A 22,591-nucleotide genomic window follows, 5' to 3' on the forward strand; every position below is an offset into this window, starting at 1 on the left:
CGACCCATAATTTGATGGACCGGTCTGGTGAGGGGATGCAGGTATGAGTCTCAAAAATAAAACCGCCGTTATCTTTGGTGGCAGCGGCGCTATTGGCAGCGCCGCTGCGTATGCGCTCGCCCGTGAAGGGGCTACGGTATACCTTGCGGCACGCGATCAGGCCAGGCTTGAGCACGTCGCTAACCGCATTCACGCCGCTGGCGGGTCAGCCCGGCTGTTTGTTTTCGATGCCCTCAATACCGACGCGACGCTCCCGGACGTTACCGGCATTGATATCGTCGTGAATGCCACAGGTTTTATGCATGACCAGGGTAAACGCCTCGACGCATTAACGCTCAGTGAGTTCAGACAGGGGTTCGACCCTTTTCTGGCCGCCTGTTTCAACATCGCCAAAGCTGTCGCACCCCGTATGGGCGGTGAGCGTGCCGGAACGTTTATCACCGTCGTTGCTCCGGCTGCAAATATGGCGATGCCGGGACATCTCGGGCATATCGTCGGCTGTGCGGGAACGGAAGCGTTAACCCGTGCGCTCGCGGCGGAGCTGGGGGCAAAGAATATTCGCGTCCTGTGCCTGCGTTCGCATGCGATAGCCGACGCGGTTCAGGCCGGTTCCTGTGTGGGTGACCCGTTCGCCATCAAGGCGCAGGCAATGGGCATCACCGTGGAGCAGTTTCTGGAGGGCGCGGCAAAGAGCACGATGCTGAATCGCTTGCCGACGCTGGAGCAGGTGGCAGACACCATCGCGTTTCTGGCGTCAGATGCAGCCGGTGCCATCACGGGAACAACGGTAAACATGACGGCCGGCGCGACCACAATCTAACGTCCGCTCTCGCCCGCTATCCTGCCGACCATCGCCCGGATCTCCTCCCGGGTGAGCGGGGCTCTGTCGGTCACAAAGTGCAGCGTCATCCCTTCGATAAAGGCATCCAGCGCGCGGGTGGTCACCGGGTCGAACCACTGCTCAAGCGTGGTCTGGCTCATCTTCATCCAGTCCTGCATTACCGTTTTGAGCGCCGCACTGCGGTGCATAAAGGCATAGAGCTGGTACATCAGCGCCATATTCTGCGGCGTCGTGACCTGCGAACTGTGGATCAGCGTGGTGATGGATTCGCACGCCATTTCTGGCCCGGTCACGCCGGCGAAGAAATCCCGATACTGCTGCGACATCTGCCGGGTAAACCACGTAAAGGCCTCTTCCAGCAGCGACTCCATACCGTCAAAATAGTAGGTCATCGACCCCAGCGGCACGCCCGCGCAGGTGGCAATTTTCCGGTGCGTCACGGCATGAATACCGTGCTCTGCAATGGTGTCCAGGGTCGCCTGCAGGATCTTCTCCCGGCGTTGAGGATCGTTCGGTGCTCTGCTCATAAATTCCCCACGTGGTTTGTGTACAAATGTACACAAACTTGCTAGTGTTGTCGCTATTGTTGTACTTCCGGTGCTGACTTCAATGACTCTGACCTCCCCCCGTAGAACCCTGCAGCTGCGCATGTGGGCGCTGTTTATGTTCTTCTTTATTCCCGGTCTGCTGATGGCCTCATGGGCTACGCGAACCCCTGCCATTCGCGATATTTTATCCGTCTCAACGGCCGAGATGGGCATCGTGCTGTTTGGCCTGTCGATAGGCTCCATGAGCGGTATTCTGTGCTCCGCGTGGCTTGTCAAACGCTTCGGTACACGGGCGGTCATCCGCACCACCATGTGCTGTGCCGTGTTCGGGATGCTGGTGCTGAGCGTGGCGCTGTGGCTTGCCTCGCCGGTGCTGTTTGCCCTTGGGCTGACGGTGTTTGGCGGCAGCTTCGGTGCCGCTGAAGTGGCCATTAACGTTGAAGGGGCATCGGTTGAACGTGAGATGAATAAAACCGTACTGCCGATGATGCATGGCTTTTACAGCCTTGGCACGCTGGCCGGTGCGGGTGTGGGGATGGCGCTGACGGCCTCGGGCGTCGCCGCGAACCTGCATATTCTGCTGGCCGCACTGGTATGTATTATCCCCATTCTGACCGGTATCCGGGCGATCCCTGACGGCACCGGCAAGAACAGCTCTGACGAACACGCCACCGCGGAAAAAGGGCTGCCGTTTTACCGCGACATTCAGCTGATGCTGATCGGCGTGGTGGTGCTGGCGATGGCCTTTGCGGAAGGGTCCGCTAACGACTGGCTGCCGCTGCTGATGGTTGACGGCCACGGTTTTAGTCCAACCTCCGGTTCCCTGATCTACGCCGGTTTCACCCTCGGGATGACCGTTGGGCGCTTTACCGGTGGCTGGTTTATTGACCGCTACAGCCGCGTGGCGGTGGTGCGTGCCAGCGCCCTGCTGGGCGGGCTGGGGATTGCGATGATCATCTTTGTGGACGTGGACTGGATTGCCGGCGTGTCGGTGATCCTCTGGGGGCTGGGGGCATCGCTTGGCTTCCCGCTCACCATTTCAGCCGCCAGCGACACTGGCCCGGATGCACCGACCCGCGTCAGCGTGGTGGCGACCACGGGCTACCTCGCCTTCCTGGTGGGGCCACCGTTGCTTGGCTTCCTCGGTGAGCACTACGGGCTGCGCAGCGCCATGCTAGTGGTGTTAGGGTTAGTGATCATCGCAGCGCTGGTAGCGCGCGCGGTCGCGAAGCCGGAAACGGAACAAACGACACTGGAGAAGGGATATGAGCGTTAAACTGATCGCCGTCGACATGGATGGCACGTTTCTGAGCGATGCCAAGACCTATAACCGCCCGCGTTTTCTGGCGCAATATGCACGAATGAAAGCGCAAGGCATTCGCTTTGCGGTTGCCAGCGGCAACCAGTACTACCAGCTGATTTCCTTTTTCCCGGAGATTGCCCAGGAAATTGCGTTTGTCGCGGAAAATGGCGGCTGGGTGGTCAGCGCCGGGGAAGATGTCTTCAACGGTGAACTGTCGAAGACGCACTTCGACACCGTTGCCGCCGTGTTAAACGATGTGCCGGGCATTGAGATTATCGCCTGCGGAAAAAGCAGCGCCTATACGCTGAAGCATTATGACGACGGCTTTAAGGATATCGCGGCAAAGTACTACCACCGTCTCGAAATGGTGAGTGATTTCGGCAACCTGAACGATATTTTCTTCAAATTCGGGCTTAACGTCTCTGACGACGACATCCCGCGTATTCAGGCGATGCTGCACGAAAAGCTGAACGACATTATGGTGCCCGTCACGACCGGCCACGGCAGTATCGACCTCATCATCCCCGGGGTGCATAAAGCCAACGGTCTGCGAATACTGCAAAAGCGCTGGGGCATCGACGACAGCGAAGTGGTGGCTTTTGGCGATAGCGGGAACGACGTAGAAATGTTGCGCCAGTCAGGGTTCAGCTTTGCGATGGCAAACGCCAGGCCGCATATTAAGGCGGTGGCGCGCTTTGAAGCCCCGCACAATAATGACGAAGGCGTGCTGGATGTAATTGATAAGGTGTTGAACGGCGAAGCGCCGTTTCATTGACGCCACCGTGGCCCTCTCCCGCCGGGAGAGGGAAAACGGCTTACGGCTGTAAAGCATTCCCGACGCGTTTATCTTTCAGGAACACCACGATAAGCCCAACCCAGAGCACGCCGTTAGCCAGATTAAACAGGCTGAACAGACCGTTGCCGCCAAATGCGTAGGCGTGTTTGCTCACCTCGATTCCAACGGTGAAAATCAGCATTTGCAACATGCCCATCGCCGCTGACACCGTACCTTTGCTCATATCGCTGGCAAACAGCGTCAGGCGCACCAGTCCGGCATTCGCCACACCGATACCGAACGCGTAAACGCTTAATCCTGCGGTCATCCACAGATACGCATGGGACGACACCACTGTCGCGACCGCCGCCAGAACCAGCCCGGCAGCAATGGGCCAGCCGCCCATAATGATCAAGGCACGCACCGTACGACGGGATGTGAGACGCGCCAGCACCAGGTTACCGATAATCAGCGCGCCAAAAATCGGCACCTGCAGCAGGCCATACTCATAGCTGCTGAGCTGCTCGCCGCTGATGATAATGACCGGCGACTGGGCAATCCACGCCAGCAAAGGCAGGCTAACAAACCCCGTCGCCAGCGCGCCCGCCACAAAGCGGCCGTTCTTCAGCACTTCTTTGTAATCCCGGCCCAGCTCTTTTAGCGACAGTTTCTCACCCAGACGGGTAGCGGTTTCCGGCATCGCGCGGTGCAGGCCAAAGAAAGCGACGGCGGCCAGCACGGCAAACAGCACGAACATCCCTTCCCACGGCGCAACGTGTACCCAGGCAGCGCCCACCAGCGGCCCCAGCAAGGGCGCGATCAGCGCCACGTTCGCCATTAGCGCGGTAATCTTGATACACACCGCTTCCTCAAACGATTCCTGGATGGCGGCATACCCGACAGCACCGATAAAGCAGAGGCTCACCCCCTGCAGGAAGCGCAGCAGGGTAAATTGCTCAATATTTTGCGCCAGCAGCGTGGCGAGGCAGGTCACGATAAACCACACCACGCCCGTCAGCATCACCGGACGACGGCCAATACGATCCGACAGCGGCCCTAACAGCCACTGCAAAAACATGCCGCCAGCCAGATAGGCAGTCATGGAGGTCGGTACCCATTCGATCCCTGCGTTGTACTGTTCGACAACGGCCAGCATGCCGGGCTGGATCATATCGTTGCCGATGTAAGTAGAGAATTCGTAGAGCACCAGACATAAGGGGAAAAGCAACGCCTGACGACCCAGACGTGAACCAGAAGAAGAACGGTTTAACATGCAATCTCTTTATCGTGACAAAATCGCGACGAGTGTAATGAAATGCCCTGGCCCGAGATAGTGATTTATCCAGAAGAAACAGAAATAAAGCACATATCGTCTTTGTTTAAGGTTTCCTTAAGTTGACAGATTTATGATAGCCCCATTTCTCGTCAACGACTCCGGATTATGGCACCCACTTCCAGCCGTTCAGAATTGTCTAACTTACAGACAAATAAGACAAAACGACTTTACCGTCTACCACCCCGCTTTTATGGTTATCAGCTTTTAATACTGATAGCCCTTGCCGTGCTGTTTACCTGGCTATCCCGCGATGAAACGCTCGACAGATGGATCACCGGTTTATGGTATGACGCGGCTGCACACCGTTTTCCACTGCAGCAAGACCACCTGCTGGACCTGCTGAACCATCGACTGGCGAAGTACATCGCCATCGCCGCAGGTGCTGTTGCGCTCATTTATGGCGCGTTCAGGCGCAATGCGAGACTGGTCACGGCCGCGCTGCTGATGGGGCTTGGCGCGCTGGTGGTTGGCGTACTGAAAAGCATAAGCCATCACAGCTGCCCGTGGGATCTGGTGGAGTATGGCGGTAAGGCCGTTTCTTATCCGCTGTTCAGTGCCGCTCCCGCTGACAGCGGTCCGGGGCGCTGTTTCCCCGGCGGCCATGCCTCCAGCGGCTTTATGGTGATGGGACTGTTCTTTGCCTTCTGGCGCGAGCGTCCGCGTCTTGCCTGGTGCTTCGTTGTGCTGGGCGTCGCTTTAGGTCTGGCGATGGGTTACGGCCAGGTCATGCGCGGGGCGCATTTTTTCTCTCACAACCTGTGGGCTGGGTGGTGGGTCTGGTTTTCCCAGTTGGTGGTCTACGGTCTGGTCTCCACCTGGTTTGCTAAAGAGTGACAACGCTATGTTAGAGAATTTGAATTACCAGCTGTTTTATCTCATCAACGCCACTCCGGCCTCGCCAGAGTGGATGATTGATTTCGCCACCTTCCTGGCAAAAGATCTGATCAGTATCGTGCCGGTGCTGGCGGCGATCCTCTGGCTGTGGGGGCCGAGAAGCCAGGTGAAGGCGCAGCGTCAGCTGGTAATTAAGATGGCGATGGCCCTCGGGATTAGCGTGCTGGTCAGCTACATTCTGGGCTTGACGTTCCCGCACGACCGCCCCTTCGTCGACCACGCGGGGTATACCTTCCTGCACCATGCCCCGGATGACTCGTTCCCAAGCGATCACGGGACGGTTATCTTTACTTTCGCGCTGGCCTTCCTGTTCTGGCATCGTCTGTGGTCGGGTGCGGTGCTGATGGTGGTGGCCGGGGCTATCGCCTGGTCTCGCGTTTATCTCGGCGTCCACTGGCCGATGGATATGGTGGGGGGGTTGCTGGTCGGTCTCATCGGCTGCGTCAGCGCAGCGATCCTGTGGAATCTCTTCGGTGAAGCGCTCTACCGCGGCCTGTCTTATCTGTATCGCACCCTTTTTGCTATCCCGATCCGCAAAGGCTGGATACGTGACTAACCCCAGTCTGACAGGTTACACTTGAACCCCCGCCCTGCGGGGGTTCACTTTTTTATCCCGAGGAACTATGGAAACACGTCGCGATGACCGCATTGCTCAGCTGATACAGGCGCTGAAGCGCAGTGATAAGCTTCATCTTAAGGAAGCCGCCAGTCTCCTCGGGGTCTCTGAGATGACCATTCGCCGGGATCTGAACAGCGAGAGCGCGCCTGTCGTGCTACTGGGCGGATACATTGTGCTTGAGCCGCGCAGCGCCAGCCATTATCTGATCAGCGACCAAAAGACGCGCCTGGTGGAAGAGAAACGCAAAGCCGCCCGGCTTGCGGCCTCGCTGGTGCAGCCGCATCAGACGCTGTTTTTTGACTGCGGCACCACCACGCCGTGGATAATCGAAGCGATCGACAGCAGCATTCCGTTTACGGCGGTGTGTTACTCGCTGAATACCTTTCTGGCACTGCAGGAGAAACCCGAGTGCCGGGTGATCCTCTGTGGCGGTGAGTTTCACGCCAGCAATGCCATCTTTAAGCCGCTGAATCTGCAGGATACGCTCAGCAATGTATGTCCGGATATCGCGTTTTATTCCGCAGCGGGGGTCACTGTCCGTCAGGGAGCAACCTGCTTTAACCTGGAAGAGTTGCCGGTCAAGCACTGGGCATTAAGCGCCGCGCAGTACCATGTGCTGGTGGTCGATCACAGCAAGTTTGGCAAGGTTCGTCCGGCAAGAATGGGTGAGCTGTCGCGCTTTGACGCCATCGTCAGCGATTGCCGTCCGGATGAAGAGACCGTGGCCTACGCGAAAGCGCAGCAGGTGAAGTTGATGTACTGAGTCAGGTGCAGAGGTCATGCCGGGTGGCGCGATGCCACCCGACAATGGAGGCTTAACTGAACCAGCTGCCAAACCATCCGTGGAATTTCATCATGACGAAGTCCCACATCCGGCTAAAGAAACCGCCCTCTTCTACCGCTTCCATCACAATCAGCGGACGCTGTTCAATCGATTTGCCATTAAGCTGGAAATCAATCGTCCCGACCACCTGGCCTTTTTTCAGCGGCGCGGTGAGCTGGCTGTCGGTCAGGGTGTAGCTGGCTTTCAGGTTTTTCAGCTGACCACGGGGAATGGTCACCGACCCGCCTTCACCCGCCCCCAGGTTCACTTCACTCTTGTCACCAAACCAGACGCGCTGGCTGATAAACGTGGCATCCGGTTTAATGGGCGTGACGGTTTCATAGAAGCGGAAACCCCAGGTCAGCAATTTTTCTGATTCATTAAAACGAATACGGTCGGTTTTGGTGCCCAGCACGACCGAGATCAGGCGCATATCACCCTGAGTTGCGGAAGCGACCAGGTTATAACCCGCGCCGGCCGTGGTGCCGGTCTTCATACCGTCGACGTTGACGTTGCTGCTCCACAGCAGACGGTTACGGTTCGGCTGGCGGATTTTATTGAAGGTAAACTCTTTCTCTTTGTGGATGGCATATTCATCCGGCACGTCGTGGATCAACGCTTTGCCTAACAGCGCCATGTCGCGCGCGGTACTGAACTGACCCGGCGCATCCAGGCCGTGCACGGTTTTAAAGGTGGTATTGGTCAGGCCCAGTTTTTGCGCGTAGCCGTTCATCAGGCCAATAAAGGAATCCTGGCTGCCCGCAACGTAATCGGCCAGCGCAATACAGGCATCGTTACCGGACTGGATAATGACCCCTTTATTCAAATCAGACACTGATACCTGATCGCCGGGTTTGAGGAACATCACCGATGACCCACGCAGCGCCGGGTTGCCGGTCGCCCAGGCGTCCTTCCCGATGGTGACCATATCGTCAAGCTTGATTTTACCCGCTTTCAGCGCCTGACCCACCACATAGCTGGTCATGATTTTCGTCAGGCTTGCCGGGTCAAGTTTCTCATCCGCATTGCCTTCCGCCAGCACTTTACCACTGGAATAATCCATCAGGATCCAGGCGCGCGCATCCACAGGCGGCGCTTCGGGCGCAGCCTGTTCCGCTGCGTAGAGAGTTGGTACAAACAGGAAAAGGAGCGCAGAGCCTGCCGCCAGGCTGCGCAGAGAAGTCATTTTTCGCGTCATAAATGCCACCCGAGTGTCCATTCAAAAATTACGTCACATCACCGTGTCGCAAGAAGCGATGAGTAATAGCGCACTAAAACGGTTAAAGAAACCTAACCAAGGTAAAGTTATTAAAGTTTATGCAATAACATTCAGATACGCTTTGATTCAGGCGATTTTTTTGTCTTCTGTTGCGTAATTGTTAGGTTTATCTCACCATGGCAAAACGCTGGCGTTGATTCACATCTCAGGTTGTTTGACTATTTCGGGAGTTTCTATGATTACGCTGTGGGGCAGGAACAATTCAACCAACGTTAAGAAAGTCCTCTGGACGCTGGAGGAGCTGGATTTACCGTTTAAGCAGGTGATGGCAGGTTTGCAGTTTGGGGTAAATAAAGATGCCGACTATCTGGCCATGAACCCAAACGGTCTGGTGCCCTTGCTGCGCGACGAAGAGACCGACGTGACGCTGTGGGAGTCCAACACCATCGTGCGTTACCTCGAGGCACAGTATGGTCAGAGCCGCCTGTGGGTGGACAATCCGGCCCAACGCGCTCAGGGTGAAAAGTGGATGGACTGGGCAAACCAGACGCTCTCCCCCGCACACCGTGTGATCCTGATGGGGCTTGTCAGAACCCCCGAAGCTGACCGCGACTATCCTGCCATTCATGCAGCCCAGGACACCTGTGAAAACCTGTTTGCGATGATGGACGACGAACTGGCGAAGCATCCGTGGTTCTCAGGCGAACGCTTCGGCGTAGGCGATATTGCCGTTGCGCCCTTCATCTGGAACCTGACCAACATTGACGTTACCTGGACGCCGCGCCCGCACCTTGCGCGCTGGCTGACGCAACTGAGCGAGCGCCCGGCATACCGTCACGTGGTGATGATCCCGGTGACCTGATTACGATCCGGACGGGCTGACTTTCAACAGTTGCCCGTCCGTCTCATCGGTCAGGACATACAGATACCCATCCGGCCCCACCCGTACATCGCGAATGCGCTGGTCTCTGTCACCTAAAATTCGCCCCTTCTCGGTAACCGTGTTGCCCTCCACGTTCAGCACGATAACGTCTTTCTCCTTCAGCGCCCCGACAAACAGCGTGTTTTTCCACTGCGGGAATACGTCACTGTTGTAAAACGCCATCCCGCTCACGGCGGGGGACACTTTCCAGACAAACAGCGGCTTTTCCGTTCCCTCGACGTGCTCGCCCTGGGCTTCCGGGATCTTCAGACCGCTGTAGTTGATACCGTGCGTCGCCAGCGGCCAGCCGTAGTTTTTGCCTTTCTCCGGGATATTGATTTCATCCCCGCCGCGTGGACCGTGCTCGTTAAGCCATAGCGTCTCGCTCCAGGGGTTCATCGCCATCCCCTGCGGATTACGAATGCCGTAAGACCAGATTTCGGGCCGTGCGCCGGGAGTGTTCACAAACGGATTATCGGCAGGCACTTTGCCGTCCTCCGTCAGGCGCACAACTTTGCCCTGCAGTTTATCCAGATCCTGCGCCGTCGGACGCTGGTTGTTCTCGCCCAGACCAATAAACAGATGGCCTTTACCGTCGAAGACCAGTCGACCACCGAAATGGTTACCGGTGGACAGTTTCGGCATCTGACGGAAGACCACCTGGAAACCTTCAATTCGGGAGAGATCATCGCTTAAGCGGCCATAGCCAACCGCCGTTCCCGCTTTGCCGTCATTCCCCGCCTCGGCATAGCTCAGCCAGACGCGGCGCGATTTTTCAAAATCCGGGGCGAGTGCCACGTCCAGCAACCCGCCCTGGCCGTTTGCCCAGACCTTGGGTACGCCGACGATCGGGTCGGAAAGCCCTTTTCCGGCCTGCCAGTGCTTTAACTGGCCTCCCTTAAGGGTCACCAGCAGCCCTTTATTGTCCGGCAGGAACGCCATCGACCAGGGATGATCGAGCCGGTTTTGCACAACGTCGACTTTTACCGCGTCAGGGGCGGCGAGGAGAGAAAACGGGAAAAACAACGCAGGCAGGAAAATCAGCGAAGATCGATGCATAACGCGCTCCTTTATCGGTTTATGGCATAAAGGTTAGCCACTGGGTCCGGGCACGTTATCACTTTTACAAAAGCTTAATCAGAAGGGGGAGTTGCCTCCCCCGGTGTCAGTGTTGTTCAAGCGTCTCGTGCTTGTTCAGACACATGATGCATAGAGAGAGCGTGGTCAGGCAGTTTTCAAGCTTCTCCGCGTTAACAGCGATAAAATTCGGGCAGTCGTGGCGTCCGTTCATCAAACATACCCCTGCAATGGAGAGCACCTCGGCGGCGCGACGCAGCGCAACGAGTTCGCTTTCGGCGTATTCCGCTTTCAGGACGGGTGCTTTTTCACGCATGAAGTTGCAAAGTTCAAAGAGATTATCACGCAGATGTTCGCTTTCGCTGACTGACATATACCCTTTTGCCTTCCTCAACTGCAGGTACGCGGCAAGGTCGATTCGGGCATTGATCAGCTTGTTAAGCAGATCGCGTTTCAGTCTGTCAACGGACATGCTCTTTCCTCCTCTGTCAGCCATTGTGCACATTCAGAATAAGGTTATTTTTTGTACAGTTTAATGCCTGAGATCAATAATTCTTAACTGATTAACATTATTTACAATGTTACAACCTTCTCGCCGGTCATCCGCCTCGCAAAGAGTGTATAAATCCCCCGCGGAACGCTGTAAAATCCCGCCCTGATAACTCCATAATTGATGAATTTTTAACCTATGAGCAATGTTACGCACCAGCCTAAAATCGGCTTCGTCTCCCTGGGCTGCCCAAAAAACCTGGTGGATTCTGAACGCATCCTGACCGAACTGCGCACCGAGGGCTATGACGTGGTGCCAAGCTACGACAACGCCGACATGGTGATCGTTAACACCTGTGGGTTTATCGACAGCGCGGTTCAGGAGTCACTGGAAGCCATCGGTGAAGCCCTGACGGAAAACGGCAAAGTGATTGTGACCGGCTGTCTGGGCGCGAAAGTGGACCAGATCCGCGAAGTGCACCCGAAAGTGCTGGAGATCACCGGCCCGCACAGCTACGAGCAGGTACTGGAGCATGTTCATCACTATGTCCCTAAACCTAAGCACAATCCGTTCCTGAGCCTGGTGCCAGAACAGGGCGTGAAGCTGACCCCGCGTCACTATGCGTACCTAAAAATTTCCGAAGGCTGCAACCATCGCTGCACCTTCTGCATTATCCCGTCCATGCGTGGCGATTTGGTCAGCCGTCCGATTGGTGAAGTGCTGGCAGAAGCCAAACGTCTGGCAGACGCAGGCGTTAAAGAGCTGCTGGTCATTTCTCAGGATACCTCGGCCTATGGCGTCGACGTGAAACATCGCTCTGGTTTCCACAACGGCGAGCCGGTGAAAACCAGCATGGTTGGCCTGTGCGAACAGCTTGCCAAACTGGGTATCTGGACACGTCTGCATTACGTCTACCCTTACCCGCACGTTGACGATGTCATCCCGCTGATGGCAGAAGGGAAAATTCTTCCGTATCTGGATATCCCGCTGCAACACGCCAGCCCGCGTATTCTGAAGCTGATGAAGCGTCCTGGCTCCGTCGATCGCCAGCTGGCACGCATCAAACAGTGGCGTGAAATCTGCCCGGACCTGACCCTGCGTTCCACCTTCATTGTGGGCTTCCCGGGCGAAACCGAAGAAGATTTCCAGATGCTGCTCGACTTCCTGAAAGAAGCACGTCTGGACCGCGTAGGCTGCTTCAAATACAGCCCGGTCGAAGGCGCGACCGCCAACGAACTGGCGGATCAGGTTCCGGAAGAGGTGAAAGAAGAGCGCTGGAACCGCTTCATGCAGCTGCAACAGCAGATCTCTGCTGAACGTCTGCAGGAAAAAGTGGGCCGCGAAATTCTGGTCATCATCGATGAAGTGGACGAAGAAGGCGCGATTGGCCGCAGCATGGCGGACGCCCCTGAAATCGACGGCGCGGTCTACCTGAACGGCGAAACCAGCGTTAAGCCGGGCGATATTGTCCGCGTGAAAGTTGAAAACGCCGACGAGTATGATTTGTGGGGAAGCCGGGTTTAACGGCGTTTTACCCTTCCCTTCACCCTCTCCCGCCGGGAGAGGGTTTCCATCCTACCCCTTAATCCTCGGATCCAGCGCGTCGCGTAACCCATCGCCCAACAGGTTAAACGCCAGCACGGTCAGGAAAATGGCCAGGCTCGGGAAGATGGCCACGTGCGGTGCAATGACCATGTCCGCTCTTGCTTCATTCAGCATCGCGCCCCACTCCGGTGTAGGCGGTTGCGCACCCAGCCCCAGAAACGACAGGCTGGCCGCCGAGATAATCGACACGCCGATACGCATGGTAAAATAGACCACGATAGACGATACCGTTCCCGGCAGAATATGGCTGAACAGGATAGTGGCATCGCTGGCCCCCATGCTGCGCGCAGACTCAATAAAGGTTTGCTGTTTGAGCACCAGCGTGTTGCCTCGTACCAGACGCGCAAACGCCGGTATTGAGAAGACCGCAACCGCAATAATGACGTTAGCCATACCGCTGCCCATTATCGCCACTACCGCAATCGCCAGCAGAATGCCCGGGAAGGCAAACAACACGTCGCAGATACGCATGATGATGCGGTCCCACCAGCCTTCGTAATATCCGGCGACCAGACCCAGCACGGTGCCGATTGCCGCGCCAATCAGTACCGCAAAAACCCCGGCGGCGAGAGAGATCTGCGCCCCCACCAGCACGCGGCTGAAGATGTCGCGCCCAAGCGAGTCCACGCCGAACCAGTGCAGCATCGACGGTCCATCATTGAGACGGTCGTAATCAAAATAGTTTTCCGCATCAAACGGTGCGACCCACGGCGCAATGACCGCCACCACAATCAGCAGCAGGACAAACAGCCCCGCCGTCATGGCGACCGGCTGACGGCGAAAACGCCGCCAGAATTCAGACCACGGCGTGCGGATATGGTCCGGCTTTAGCCCCGGCATAGCGTTTAACATGGCCTGACGACGCCAGTTCAACAATCGCATTTTACTTATACCTGATGGCCGGGTTAATGGCGGCGTAGAGTACATCCACCACTAAGTTGATAAGAATAAATTCCAGTGAGAAAAGCAGGACTTCGGCCTGAATAACCGGGTAATCACGCATTTCGACTGAATCCACCAAAAGACGTCCCAGCCCCGGCCAGTTAAAGACCTTCTCCACCACAATCGAGCCGCCCAGCAGGAAACCAAACTGGAGCCCCATCATCGTCACCACCGGGATCATCGCGTTACGAAAGCCGTGTTTGAGGATGACCCATTTCTCGCTGACCCCTTTCGCCCGGGCGGTGCGAATATAATCTTCGCTCAGCACGTCAACGAACGAGGCGCGGGTAAAGCGGGCCATCACGGCCGCAACGGCCGCGCCCAGCGTCATTGAGGGCAGAATGTAGTGTTTCCAGGTGTCGGCCCCGACCGTCGGCAGCCAGCCCAGCTCCACGGAGAATATCTGCATCAGCAGCATCCCCAGTGCAAATGCCGGGAAGGAAATGCCCGTGACGGCCAGAGCCATACCGAGCTTATCCGGCCAGCGGTTGCGCCAGACGGCAGCGACAATTCCTGCGCCAAGACCAAACAGCACCGCCCAGCTCATGCTGGCAATGGTTAACCAGAACGTGGGCATAAAGCGGCTGGCAATCTCTTCCGACACCGGACGACGTGACACCATAGAAGTGCCAAAGTCACCCTGCAGAACGTTGCCAATATAGTGGAGAAACTGCATATACAAAGGCTGGTCGAGGCCCAGTTGTTTTCGCACCAGCGCGATAACCGTTGCATCCGCATCTGACCCTGCAACCAGACGTGCCGGATCGCCCGGCAGCATATGAACAAACAAAAACACCAGCACCGCCACAATCAGCAGCGTCGGGATAAGCCCCAACAGGCGTTTACAAACATAATTCAGCATGCCTTTCCCTCTCATCCCACAGGCGGTGGCCTGCGGGCATGAGTATTATTTTAAATCTGCTTCATCAAAGCTAAAGCCCGTATCCGGCATGATGTAGAACCCGGTCAGCGCTTTGTTATGCGCGGAAACCAGTTTTTCCACCACCAGCGGTACCCACGGTGACTCTTTCCAGATGATATCCTGCGCCTCTTTATACAGGCGCGCTTTCTCTTCCGGTTTGGTCGTTTTCAGGGCATCCGCCAGGTCTTTATCCACCTTCGGGTTGCTGTAGAAGGCCGTATTGAACAGGGTCGGCGGCCAGTTCTGTGAGGCGAACAGCGGCGACAGCGCCCAGTCCGCTTCACCGGTTGAGGCCGACCAGCCGGTGTAGAACATCCGTACGCCGCTCTCTTTCTGCCCTTTCCCTTCCACTTCAGCCGCACGCTGACCGGCATCCATCGCGGTGACCTGCGCCTTGATACCTACCTGCGCCAGCTGCTGCTGGGTAAATTGCAGCACCTTCTGAGCGGTACTGTGATTATGCGACGACCAGAGCGTGGTGCTAAAGCCGTTCGGGAAGCCCGCCTCTTTTAACAGCTCACGCGCTTTGGCCGGATCGTAAGGCCACGGTTGATAGTTTTGCGAATAGGCGATCGCCGGAGGCAGCACGCCGGTAGCCGGCGTGGCATAGCCAGCAAAGGCGACTTTTACCAGCGCCTGGCGGTTAATGGCGTAGTTGATGGCCTCACGCACTTTTGGGTTATCAAACGGCTTTTGCGTCACGTTCATGCTGATATAGCGCTGCATAATGGACGGGCTGGCGACCAGCTCCAGCTTGCTGTTTTTCTGCAGAATGGCGGCTTGCTCATAGGGGATCGGGAACGCGAACTGCGCCTCACCGGTCTGCAACATCGCCGCGCGGGTGTTGTTGTCCACCACCGGACGCCAGGTAATGGTGTCCAGCTTCGGCAGGCCCGGCTGCCAGTAACCCGCAAACTTCTTAACCTTCACAAAGTCGGTCTGGTTCCAGGTGAGCAGCTCGTAGGGGCCGGTCCCCACCGGATGGAACCCGATCTCTTTGCCGTATTTTTTCAGCGCGGCAGGCGAAATCATCGCCGTGGCCGGATGCGCCAGAATATTGATAAACGCCGAGAACGGCTCTTTCAGGGTGATCTTCACCGTCGTCGGGTCGACCACCTCGGTGCTGGCGATGTTTTTATACAGGTTGTAGCGCTTGAGGCTATTTTCCGGGTTGCTGGCGCGATCGAGGTTTATCTTCACCGCCTCCGCGTTGAAATCTGTACCGTCCTGGAACTTCACGCCGGTTCTGAGCTTAAGGGTATACACCAGCCCGTCGCTGGAAACGGTATACCCTTCCGCCAGCACATTTTTAAGTTTCATCTCGCTATCCAGGCCAAACAGCCCCTGATAGAACGATTTCGCCACCGCCTGGGAGAGCGTGTCGTTGGCATCATACGGATCCAGCGTGGTGAAATTGGAACCGACGGCGACCACCACATCTTTGGCAGCGAACGCCGGCGCGGCGGCCAGGGCTGCCGTCACGCTCGCGGCGAGTAACCATCTGCGCGCTACAAATTTAACCATTGTGTTCTCCTGCCTGTTTTAAGTTATAACCGCGAGAATGCATTGTCCTGACGCGGGGGGGCCACAAAATGCCCCGGGCCAACCTCGCGCAGCGCCACGCGCTCCACCGCCTCGCCCCGTTTACGAATATTGCTCGGCATTTCGTCCTGCAGCAGCACACGCTGGCCGTGGCGATGCTCAGGGTCGGCAACCGGCACCGCGGCAATAAGTTTGCGTGTGTAAGGGTGCTGTGGATTTTCAAATACCGCCCGGCGCGGTCCTATCTCCACAATTTGTCCCATAAACATCACCGCGACACGGTGGCTGATACGCTCAACCACCGCCATGTCGTGTGAGATAAAGAGGAAGGCAATCCCCATATCCCGCTGCAGGTCGAGCAGTAAATTAATGATTTGCGCCCGGATAGAGACATCCAGCGCCGAGACGGATTCATCTGCAATCACCACTTTCGGGTTAAGTGCCAGCGCGCGGGCAATGCAAATACGCTGCCGCTGACCGCCCGAAAACTCGTGCGGATAACGCCAGGCATGTTCTGGCTTCAGCCCCACGCGCTCAAGCAGCCAGGCCACCCGACGCTGCGCGGCTTCACCGTCGAGCAGGTTATGCACCCGCAGCGGCTCCATAAGTGAATACCCCACCGTGTGGCGCGGGTCGAGGGAGGCATACGGATCCTGGAAAATAAACTGGATATCTCGCCTTACCGCCTGCAGTTTGCTGTCCGGAAGGGTATCAATGCGTTCCCCGTTAAAGGTTATGCTGCCCTCCTGGGATTCTACCAGCCTGAGCAGCGCCCGCCCGGTGGTGGATTTGCCGCAGCCTGACTCTCCCACCAGCGCCAGCGTTTCGCCTGGCCATAAATCAAAACTGACGTTTTCAACCGCATGCACCTCGCGCTTCACGCGGTTAAACATTCCGCTGCGCAGGGGAAAACGGGTCACCAGATCGCGCACTTCCAGAATCGGCTTTCCGGGTACCACGGTATCCTGCTCGATTTCATCTTCCTGCTGGCCTGCCGCTTCGAGAGAAATCAACGGGAACCGGCGCGGTAAATCGCTGCCGTTCATCGCCCCCAACCGCGGGACCGCCGCCAGCAGCGCTTTGGTGTATGGATGAACCGGCGCATGGAAAATCTGCTCAACCGTGCCGGTTTCCACGGCGTTGCCCTTATGCATGACCAGCACGCGATCGGCAATATCGGCGACCACGCCCATATCGTGGGTGATGAAAATCACCCCCATCTCCATCTCCTGCTGCAGCACTTTGATAAGCTGCAGAATTTGCGCCTGAATAGTCACATCCAGTGCCGTCGTGGGTTCGTCGGCAATCAGCACCGCAGGACGGCAGGAGAGCGCCATCGCAATCATGACGCGCTGACGCATACCGCCGGAAAGCTGATGCGGGTAGCGCCCCAGAATGGCCTGCGCTTCCGGTATGCGTACCAGGTCAAGCATGCGTTTCGCTTCACGAAGCGCCTCATCACCGCTCAACCCCTGATGCAGGCGGATGGACTCGGCAATCTGTTCCCCGACCGGAAAGACCGGGTTCAGCGAGGTCATCGGCTCCTGGAAGATCATCGCAATATCGGCCCCGCGCACGCTCTGCATCTGCGAGGCGCTCAGCTCATTTAAATCAATGACCTGGTGGTTACGCCGGCGCAGCAGCATTTTTTCGCAGCTGACCTGTCCGCCGGTCTGTTCCAGCAGGCGCATCAGCGCCAGTGCGGTGACCGATTTCCCTGAACCGGACTCGCCCACAATCGCCAGCGTTTCGCCGCGGTTGAGCGAGAACGATAAATTCTGTACTGCGGGGATGAACTGCCGCTCTTCCTGAAACGCAATATTCAGTTGATGGACAGCCAGCACTTCACGGTTGTCCAGCTCTTCACTGTGCGGCACGCTTTGCCCCCTTATTCACGATAGATCCCCGTACTGGGTTCATCACCGGCATAACCCCACGCGCGGTACATACCTTCGCTGTTAAACGGCAATGCCACGTTGCCCTCACGATCCACCGCAATTAACCCACCGACACCCCCCAGCGCGGGCAGTTTCTCCATCACCACGCGCTCACAGGCTTCGGCCAGGCTTAACCCGCCGTAATCCATCAGCGCGGTGATGTCATACGCCGCGAGGGCGCGAATAAACACTTCACCGGTTCCGGTGCACGACACTGCCGCCGTGGCGTTATTGGCATAGCACCCTGCCCCCGGTAATGGACTGTCACCTACCCGGCCCGGCAGTTTGTTGGTCATTCCGCCGGTCGACGTGGCCGCAGCCAGATTCCCGTCTTTATCAAGAGCCACCGCCCCTACCGTGCCCATTTTGCTGCGCTCATCGAGCGGCGCGGTATGGTCAAGCTGCGTCACGTTTGCCGAGCGCGCCTCAAGCAGCTGTTGATAACGCTCCGGCGTTGAAAACAGATCGGGAGAAACTGGCGTCATGCCATGTTCCGCGGCAAACGTCTCCGCCCCGGCCCCGGTCAGAAGAACATGCGGGCTCGCCTCCATCACCAGACGCGCGGCCAGCACCGGATTACGCAGATGGCTCACCCCCGCGACGGCGCCCGCTTTAAGGGTGACACCGTCCATGACGCAGGCATCCAGCTCGTGCGTTTCATCGCGGGTAAAGACCGAACCAATGCCCGCGTTAAACAACGGGCACTCTTCCAGCAGACGTACCGCTTCGGTAACCACATCCAGCGCGCTCTCGCCCGCCTCCAGCATCCGCTGGCCCGTTTCCACAATGGCATACAGCGCATCAATATAACGTTTTTCCTGCTCGGGACTGAGCAGGGTACGGGTGATTGCCCCGGCGCCACCATGAATTGCGATTACCGCATTAACCATTCCCATCACCCGTTAGCCTGATTTGCGGCTTTTTCTATAAATATCATTATCGTCGCTGAAACTTCAGATGATTTTTGAATATAGAAAGACGCAACTGTGATGTAAAGCGTACACCCATCGGGTCATACAGTTAGTGGCACTTTTCTGCCATAATGGACGCTTTCGTCGTTACTCCGCAGGAGCCCACCATGGATTTTACCGCCGGACTGATGCCGCTTGAGGCGGCACTCACGCAGATGCTTGACCGAATTTCCCCCCTGCACGACCACGAGACGCTGCCATTGGTGCGCTGTTTTGGTCGTATTGCCGCGCGCGATATCGTCTCTCCGCTTAACGTGCCTGGGTTCGATAACTCCGCAATGGACGGCTACGCGGTACGCCTGGCGGATATCCGGACGGATACGGCGCTGCCCGTGGCGGGTAAGGCATTTGCCGGTCAGCCGTTTAACGGTGAGTGGCCTGCGGGTACCTGCATACGCATCATGACCGGTGCCCCCGTACCGCCAGGCTGCGAAGCGGTGGTGATGCAGGAAGAGACCGAACAAACGGAAGCGGGCATCCGCTTCACCGCGAGTGTTAAAGCGGGACAGAATATCCGTCGTACCGGTGAAGACATCACGCGTGGCGCAACGGTATTTGCCGCCGGGCAGAAACTGACGGTGGGCGAACTGCCGGTGCTGGCCTCGCTCGGCATCGCAGAAATTGACGTTATCCGCAAGGTACGCGTGGCGGTCTTTTCCACCGGCGATGAACTCCAGCTTCCGGGCCAGCCACTGCAGGACGGCCAGATTTACGACACTAACCGCCTCGCGGTACACCTGATGCTTGAACAGCTGGGGTGTGAGGTCATTAACCTTGGCATCATTGCGGATGATCCGGAGAAACTGCGCGCCGCGTTTATTGAAGCGGACCAGTCTGCGGACGTGGTAATTAGCTCCGGCGGCGTTTCCGTAGGTGAAGCGGATTACACCAAAACCATTCTTGAAGAGTTGGGGGAGATCGGCTTCTGGAAACTGGCCATCAAGCCGGGCAAACCGTTCGCGTTTGGTCAGCTGAAACACAGCTGGTTCTGCGGCCTGCCGGGTAATCCGGTTTCCGCCGCCCTGACCTTCTACCAGCTGGTCATTCCGCTGCTGGCAAAACTGTCTGGTAACCAGGCCCACCCGCTGCCGGTTCGCCAGCGCGTACGTGCGGCGACGCGCCTGAAGAAATCACCGGGCCGTCTTGATTTCCAGCGCGGTATTCTGACGCGCAACGCTGAAGGCGAGCTGGAAGTGAGCACCACCGGACACCAGGGCTCGCACATCTTCAGCTCGTTCAGCCAGGGCAACTGCTTTATCGTTCTCGAGCGTGAACGCGGCAACGTGGAGCCGGGTGAATGGGTTGAGGTGGAAAGCTTTAACCACCTCTTCGGAGGCTAACATGACGGCTGAACTCAGCGACCAGGAGATGATGCGCTATAACCGCCAGATTGTTCTGCGCGGTTTTGATTTCGACGGCCAGGAAGCGCTTAAGGCAGCACGGGTGCTGGTCGTGGGGCTGGGGGGGCTGGGCTGCGCTGCGGCCCAGTATCTGGCCGCGGCGGGGGTGGGCAATATGACGCTGCTGGATTTTGATACCGTGTCGGTGTCGAACCTTCAGCGCCAGACGCTGCACAGCGACGCGACCCTCGGCCAGCCCAAAGTGGAATCGGCCCGCGCGGCGCTGGCGCGCATCAATCCTCACGTGAAGTTCACCCTGATTGACGCCCTGCTGGATGATGAGGCGCTGTCGGCACAGATAGCACGACACGATCTGGTGCTGGACTGCACCGATAACGTCACCATTCGCAATCAGTTGAATGCAGGATGTTTTGCCCACAAAACGCCGCTGGTCTCCGGTGCCGCCATTCGCATGGAAGGCCAAATCAGCGTCTTTACCTACGCCGGGGGCGAACCCTGCTATCGCTGCCTGAGCCGTCTGTTTGGCGAGAACGCCCTCACCTGCGTGGAGGCGGGCGTCATGGCTCCGTTAGTCGGCGTCATAGGTTCGTTGCAGGCCATGGAAGCGATCAAAGTGCTGGCGCATTACGGGACGCCTGCCGCGGGGAAAATCGTGATGTATGACGCGATGACCTGCCAGTTCCGCGAGATGAAACTGATGCGCAACCCCGGCTGTGAGGTATGCGGACGCTAAATGGTTGCCGGGCAAGCGTTAGCATAACCCGGCAACCGTATCAGAGCGTCGTTCTGCCAAACGCCCCTTGCCAGTCCTGCTCAAACTTCACTATTGCCGCATCCACCGCAGGCGAAGTAATAAACTGCTGAGCAACATCCAGCGGCAGGGTGATGGATTCACAACCGGCCAGCAGGCAGTCCAGTGCCTGACGCGGCGTTTTGAAGCTCGCGGCCAGCACTTTTGACTGCGGGGCATGCAGCGTCAGAAGCTGCTGCAGTTCAACCACCGTCTGGATCCCGTCCCCGCCCTGCGCGTCCACGCGGTTAACGTAAGGGGCAACATACTCAGCGCCCGCCAGCGCGGACAGCATCCCTTGTGCTGCACCGTACACCGCCGTACCCAGCGTCGGGATCCCTTCCGCTTTCAGCATTTTGATCGCCGCCAGACCTTCCGCCGTTACCGGCACTTTAACCACCAGATCGTTGATAATGGTGCGCAGTTTACGCGCCTCTTCCACCATCCCTTCAGCTGTGGTCGCCATGACCTGCGCGAACAGGCGACCTTTCCCGCCGAGCGCATCCTGCAGCGCCGGTAGCAGCGCCTCAAGCGGCGTTTTCCCTGCCGCCACGATACTGGGGTTCGTGGTCACGCCCGCCAGCGGGTAGATACGCGCCAGCCGTTTCACTGCCGCGACGTCGGAAGTATCGAGATAAAGTTCCATGATGTAACCCTCAAATTTAGCCTGCACTTACCCTATCACGACAAAACCTGCTCAGGAGTTGACCTGCATCAAGATAACTTTCATTCGAAAGTAATTTAATCTTCATATGCAAGATGAGAGGCGAAAACATGATCTTCAATATTCAGCGTTACTCTACCCACGATGGCCCCGGTATTCGTACCGTGGTGTTCCTGAAAGGCTGCTCGCTGGGCTGTCGCTGGTGCCAGAATCCGGAAAGCCGCTCCCGCCACCGGGATGTGCTCTTTGACGCGCGGCTGTGCCTGGAAGGCTGCGACCTGTGCCAGAAAGCGGCGCCGGGCATTATCGATCGTGCGCTGAATGGGCTGGTTATCCACCGTGAAAAGCTTAACGAAGCGACTCTCGACGCCCTCACCGACTGCTGCCCAACGCAGGCGCTCACCGTCTGTGGTGAAGAAAAGCAGGTTGAAGAGATTATGTCCACCGTACTGCGCGACAAGCCGTTCTATGACCGCAGCGGCGGCGGGATAACCCTGTCCGGCGGTGAACCGTTTATGAATCCCGATCTGGCTCATGCCCTGTTTAAAGCCAGCCATGAGCAAGGCATACATACCGCCGTGGAAACCTGTCTCCACGTGCCATGGCATTATATTGCACCGTCATTACCGTATGTCGATCTGTTCCTGGCGGACCTGAAACACGTTGATGGCAGGACGTTCAAACAGTGGACCGACGGTTCAGCCAAACGGATCCTTGATAACCTGAAACGCCTGGCCGCCGCCGGTAAACAGGTCACCATCCGCGTACCGCTGATTCAGGGCTTCAACGCCGATGAAGCGTCGATTACCGCCATCACTAACTTTGCCGCAGACGAACTCAACGTCCGCGAAATCCATTTTCTGCCGTACCACACGCTGGGCATGAACAAATATACCCTGCTCGGCCAACCCTACTCTGCCCCTGATAAACCGCTGGATGATCCTGCGCTTCTGGACTTCGCACAGCAGTACGCCTGCCAGAAAGGGTTAACCGCGACCTTACGAGGATAA

The 22,591-nt window shown here is 57.4% G+C and carries 22 protein-coding genes; 11 read left to right on the forward strand and 11 right to left on the reverse strand.

Translation table 11 applies throughout. The features are described 5' to 3' along the window. Positions 1-43 precede the first annotated feature (43 nt). Positions 44-820, forward strand: a complete 777-nt coding sequence (locus F8561_RS13245) for an SDR family NAD(P)-dependent oxidoreductase (RefSeq protein ID WP_151887569.1) — start codon at positions 44-46, stop codon at positions 818-820. Here the strand turns inward: F8561_RS13245 and F8561_RS13250 are convergent. After that, on the reverse strand, positions 817-1,368 hold the full coding sequence (locus tag F8561_RS13250) for a TetR/AcrR family transcriptional regulator (RefSeq protein ID WP_020884879.1): 552 nt from the start codon (positions 1,366-1,368) through the stop codon (positions 817-819). The genes F8561_RS13245 and F8561_RS13250 overlap by 4 nt on opposite strands. 82 nt (positions 1,369-1,450) lie before the next feature. On the opposite strand from F8561_RS13250, the gene F8561_RS13255 reads away from it, so the two are divergent. After that, entirely contained in the window at positions 1,451-2,665 is a 1,215-nt protein-coding gene (locus F8561_RS13255) for an MFS transporter (protein ID WP_121340061.1), read from the forward strand. Then, complete coding sequence (locus tag F8561_RS13260; RefSeq protein WP_151887570.1) at positions 2,655-3,467, forward strand: Cof-type HAD-IIB family hydrolase; 813 nt, start codon at positions 2,655-2,657, stop codon at positions 3,465-3,467. The genes F8561_RS13255 and F8561_RS13260 overlap by 11 nt, the downstream gene beginning before the upstream one ends. Positions 3,468-3,507: 40 nt before the next feature. Here F8561_RS13260 and F8561_RS13265 read toward each other — a convergent pair whose 3' ends face one another. Further along, entirely contained in the window at positions 3,508-4,740 is a 1,233-nt protein-coding gene (locus F8561_RS13265) for an MFS transporter (protein WP_151887571.1), read from the reverse strand. 168 nt (positions 4,741-4,908) lie between these two features. Between F8561_RS13265 and F8561_RS13270 the strand changes: the two genes are divergently transcribed. From F8561_RS13270 to deoR, 3 genes are all read left to right on the forward strand, one after another. Continuing rightward, positions 4,909-5,637, forward strand: coding sequence for a phosphatase PAP2 family protein (locus tag F8561_RS13270; RefSeq protein ID WP_068794438.1), 729 nt, complete (start codon positions 4,909-4,911; stop codon positions 5,635-5,637). 7 nt (positions 5,638-5,644) lie between these two features. Beyond that, a complete protein-coding gene (gene ybjG, locus F8561_RS13275; protein ID WP_032681367.1) occupies positions 5,645-6,253 on the forward strand; it encodes an undecaprenyl-diphosphate phosphatase in 609 nt (202 codons plus the stop codon). A 67-nt stretch (positions 6,254-6,320) separates the two neighbouring features. Further along, on the forward strand, positions 6,321-7,079 hold the full coding sequence (gene deoR / locus F8561_RS13280) for a DNA-binding transcriptional repressor DeoR (RefSeq protein WP_014169292.1): 759 nt from the start codon (positions 6,321-6,323) through the stop codon (positions 7,077-7,079). Positions 7,080-7,131: 52 nt separating this feature from the next. Here the strand turns inward: deoR and dacC are convergent, their stop codons facing one another. After that, the gene (gene dacC / locus F8561_RS13285; protein WP_020884884.1) at positions 7,132-8,337 is read right to left on the reverse strand and encodes a serine-type D-Ala-D-Ala carboxypeptidase; all 1,206 of its coding nucleotides are present in this window, start codon (positions 8,335-8,337) and stop codon (positions 7,132-7,134) included. 256 nt (positions 8,338-8,593) lie between these two features. On the opposite strand from dacC, the gene F8561_RS13290 reads away from it, so the two are divergent. Beyond that, a complete protein-coding gene (locus F8561_RS13290) occupies positions 8,594-9,220 on the forward strand; it encodes a glutathione S-transferase family protein (RefSeq protein WP_151887572.1) in 627 nt (208 codons plus the stop codon). Here F8561_RS13290 and F8561_RS13295 read toward each other — a convergent pair whose 3' ends face one another. Continuing rightward, the gene (locus tag F8561_RS13295; RefSeq protein WP_151887573.1) at positions 9,221-10,339 is read right to left on the reverse strand and encodes a PQQ-dependent sugar dehydrogenase; all 1,119 of its coding nucleotides are present in this window, start codon (positions 10,337-10,339) and stop codon (positions 9,221-9,223) included. 106 nt (positions 10,340-10,445) lie between these two features. Then, positions 10,446-10,829, reverse strand: a complete 384-nt coding sequence (gene bssR / locus F8561_RS13300; protein ID WP_020884887.1) for a biofilm formation regulator BssR — start codon at positions 10,827-10,829, stop codon at positions 10,446-10,448. Positions 10,830-11,045: 216 nt separating this feature from the next. Here bssR and rimO point away from each other — a divergent pair, with 216 nt between their 5' ends. Beyond that, positions 11,046-12,371 (forward strand): 30S ribosomal protein S12 methylthiotransferase RimO, encoded by a 1,326-nt coding sequence (gene rimO, locus F8561_RS13305; protein WP_014169287.1) that lies wholly within the window; start codon positions 11,046-11,048, stop codon positions 12,369-12,371. A 51-nt stretch (positions 12,372-12,422) separates the two neighbouring features. On the opposite strand, the gene gsiD is transcribed toward rimO, so the two are convergent. Genes gsiD through iaaA form a run of 5 tightly spaced genes read right to left on the reverse strand, consistent with a single transcriptional unit; the run spans position 12,423 to position 18,685 of the window. After that, positions 12,423-13,334 carry a glutathione ABC transporter permease GsiD gene (gene gsiD / locus F8561_RS13310; protein ID WP_020884888.1) on the reverse strand — a complete coding sequence of 304 codons (912 nt, stop codon included), beginning with the start codon at positions 13,332-13,334 and terminating at the stop codon, positions 12,423-12,425. A 1-nt stretch (position 13,335) separates the two neighbouring features. Next, a complete protein-coding gene (gene gsiC / locus F8561_RS13315) occupies positions 13,336-14,256 on the reverse strand; it encodes a glutathione ABC transporter permease GsiC (protein ID WP_020884889.1) in 921 nt (306 codons plus the stop codon). A 45-nt stretch (positions 14,257-14,301) separates the two neighbouring features. Then, complete coding sequence (gene gsiB, locus F8561_RS13320; protein WP_014169284.1) at positions 14,302-15,840, reverse strand: glutathione ABC transporter substrate-binding protein GsiB; 1,539 nt, start codon at positions 15,838-15,840, stop codon at positions 14,302-14,304. A 23-nt stretch (positions 15,841-15,863) separates the two neighbouring features. Further along, a complete protein-coding gene (gsiA, locus tag F8561_RS13325) occupies positions 15,864-17,735 on the reverse strand; it encodes a glutathione ABC transporter ATP-binding protein GsiA (protein ID WP_014169283.1) in 1,872 nt (623 codons plus the stop codon). Between the two features lie 11 nt (positions 17,736-17,746). Then, positions 17,747-18,685, reverse strand: coding sequence for a beta-aspartyl-peptidase (gene iaaA, locus F8561_RS13330; RefSeq protein ID WP_151887574.1), 939 nt, complete (start codon positions 18,683-18,685; stop codon positions 17,747-17,749). A gap of 188 nt (positions 18,686-18,873) precedes the next feature. On the opposite strand from iaaA, the gene moeA reads away from it, so the two are divergent. Both moeA and moeB read left to right on the forward strand, forming a co-directional pair. Continuing rightward, complete coding sequence (gene moeA, locus F8561_RS13335) at positions 18,874-20,106, forward strand: molybdopterin molybdotransferase MoeA (protein ID WP_151887575.1); 1,233 nt, start codon at positions 18,874-18,876, stop codon at positions 20,104-20,106. Between the two features lies 1 nt (position 20,107). Further along, positions 20,108-20,860 (forward strand): molybdopterin-synthase adenylyltransferase MoeB, encoded by a 753-nt coding sequence (gene moeB, locus F8561_RS13340; protein ID WP_040017000.1) that lies wholly within the window; start codon positions 20,108-20,110, stop codon positions 20,858-20,860. Between the two features lie 40 nt (positions 20,861-20,900). Here moeB and fsa read toward each other — a convergent pair whose 3' ends face one another. Then, positions 20,901-21,563 (reverse strand): fructose-6-phosphate aldolase, encoded by a 663-nt coding sequence (fsa, locus tag F8561_RS13345; protein ID WP_151887576.1) that lies wholly within the window; start codon positions 21,561-21,563, stop codon positions 20,901-20,903. 128 nt (positions 21,564-21,691) lie between these two features. Here fsa and F8561_RS13350 point away from each other — a divergent pair, with 128 nt between their 5' ends. Continuing rightward, positions 21,692-22,591: a glycyl-radical enzyme activating protein gene (locus F8561_RS13350; protein ID WP_047357151.1), complete on the forward strand. Its 900-nt coding sequence runs from the start codon at positions 21,692-21,694 to the stop codon at positions 22,589-22,591.

Origin of the sequence: Enterobacter sp. 198 (genome assembly GCF_009025585.1) — a bacterium.
GTDB lineage: Bacteria > Pseudomonadota > Gammaproteobacteria > Enterobacterales > Enterobacteriaceae > Enterobacter > Enterobacter ludwigii.

What these genes read in the sequence shown, in the direction of transcription:
- F8561_RS13290 (WP_151887572.1), top strand. Translation starts at nt 8,594, where the DNA reads ATGATTACGCTGTGGGGCAGGAACAATTCAACCAACGTTAAGAAAGTC.
- rimO (WP_014169287.1), top strand. Translation starts at nt 11,046, where the DNA reads ATGAGCAATGTTACGCACCAGCCTAAAATCGGCTTCGTCTCCCTGGGC.
- F8561_RS13260 (WP_151887570.1), top strand. Translation starts at nt 2,655, where the DNA reads ATGAGCGTTAAACTGATCGCCGTCGACATGGATGGCACGTTTCTGAGC.
- F8561_RS13250 (WP_020884879.1), bottom strand. Translation starts at nt 1,368, where the DNA reads ATGAGCAGAGCACCGAACGATCCTCAACGCCGGGAGAAGATCCTGCAG.
- bssR (WP_020884887.1), bottom strand. Translation starts at nt 10,829, where the DNA reads ATGTCCGTTGACAGACTGAAACGCGATCTGCTTAACAAGCTGATCAAT.
- F8561_RS13245 (WP_151887569.1), top strand. Translation starts at nt 44, where the DNA reads ATGAGTCTCAAAAATAAAACCGCCGTTATCTTTGGTGGCAGCGGCGCT.
- fsa (WP_151887576.1), bottom strand. Translation starts at nt 21,563, where the DNA reads ATGGAACTTTATCTCGATACTTCCGACGTCGCGGCAGTGAAACGGCTG.
- moeB (WP_040017000.1), top strand. Translation starts at nt 20,108, where the DNA reads ATGACGGCTGAACTCAGCGACCAGGAGATGATGCGCTATAACCGCCAG.
- ybjG (WP_032681367.1), top strand. Translation starts at nt 5,645, where the DNA reads ATGTTAGAGAATTTGAATTACCAGCTGTTTTATCTCATCAACGCCACT.
- F8561_RS13255 (WP_121340061.1), top strand. Translation starts at nt 1,451, where the DNA reads ATGACTCTGACCTCCCCCCGTAGAACCCTGCAGCTGCGCATGTGGGCG.
- deoR (WP_014169292.1), top strand. Translation starts at nt 6,321, where the DNA reads ATGGAAACACGTCGCGATGACCGCATTGCTCAGCTGATACAGGCGCTG.
- moeA (WP_151887575.1), top strand. Translation starts at nt 18,874, where the DNA reads ATGGATTTTACCGCCGGACTGATGCCGCTTGAGGCGGCACTCACGCAG.
- F8561_RS13265 (WP_151887571.1), bottom strand. Translation starts at nt 4,740, where the DNA reads ATGTTAAACCGTTCTTCTTCTGGTTCACGTCTGGGTCGTCAGGCGTTG.
- F8561_RS13350 (WP_047357151.1), top strand. Translation starts at nt 21,692, where the DNA reads ATGATCTTCAATATTCAGCGTTACTCTACCCACGATGGCCCCGGTATT.
- F8561_RS13270 (WP_068794438.1), top strand. Translation starts at nt 4,909, where the DNA reads ATGGCACCCACTTCCAGCCGTTCAGAATTGTCTAACTTACAGACAAAT.
- iaaA (WP_151887574.1), bottom strand. Translation starts at nt 18,685, where the DNA reads ATGGTTAATGCGGTAATCGCAATTCATGGTGGCGCCGGGGCAATCACC.
- gsiC (WP_020884889.1), bottom strand. Translation starts at nt 14,256, where the DNA reads ATGCTGAATTATGTTTGTAAACGCCTGTTGGGGCTTATCCCGACGCTG.
- F8561_RS13295 (WP_151887573.1), bottom strand. Translation starts at nt 10,339, where the DNA reads ATGCATCGATCTTCGCTGATTTTCCTGCCTGCGTTGTTTTTCCCGTTT.
- dacC (WP_020884884.1), bottom strand. Translation starts at nt 8,337, where the DNA reads ATGACGCGAAAAATGACTTCTCTGCGCAGCCTGGCGGCAGGCTCTGCG.
- gsiB (WP_014169284.1), bottom strand. Translation starts at nt 15,840, where the DNA reads ATGGTTAAATTTGTAGCGCGCAGATGGTTACTCGCCGCGAGCGTGACG.
- gsiD (WP_020884888.1), bottom strand. Translation starts at nt 13,334, where the DNA reads ATGCGATTGTTGAACTGGCGTCGTCAGGCCATGTTAAACGCTATGCCG.